This is a genomic window from Vibrio sp. 10N.286.46.A8 (genome assembly GCF_041470165.1).
Lineage (GTDB): Bacteria > Pseudomonadota > Gammaproteobacteria > Enterobacterales > Vibrionaceae > Vibrio > Vibrio tasmaniensis_A.
In genome coordinates, this window is sequence record NZ_JBFRLX010000128.1 from 13,808 (window position 1) to 14,100 (window position 293).

The window sequence follows — 293 nt, forward strand, 5'->3', positions numbered from 1 at the left end:
CGCTTCTGAAGGTTTCAAAACTCTGAAAGAAGGCCAAAAGGTTTCTTTCGAAGTTGAAAACGGTCAAAAAGGCCTACAAGCAGCAAACGTTGTTGCTCAATAATTAGCTTTTCGCTAAAAAGAATTTTAAAGCGCTGATTTTTATCGGCGCTTTTTTATGCCTGAAATAAAACTTCCACTGAGTTACTATCGCTTCCACACTCACCCGTGTTACCCATTTTCGGCAGAGTGTTTGAACAAGCTTGGCTAACCCATTATTGACCGCGATTGGTATTACAGCCCCCCTCACCAAC

Annotated in this window: 2 protein-coding genes; one reads left to right on the forward strand and one right to left on the reverse strand. The window is 42.0% G+C overall.

The genetic code is table 11. The annotated features are described in order from the left end of the window. Positions 1–103, forward strand: a 103-nt coding sequence (locus tag AB4232_RS13540; RefSeq protein ID WP_372087337.1) for a cold-shock protein, incomplete at its 5' end; no start/stop codon positions are given. Here the strand turns inward: AB4232_RS13540 and AB4232_RS13545 are convergent. Beyond that, on the reverse strand, positions 104–293 hold a 190-nt coding region (locus AB4232_RS13545; RefSeq protein ID WP_372087334.1), incomplete at its 5' end, for a hypothetical protein.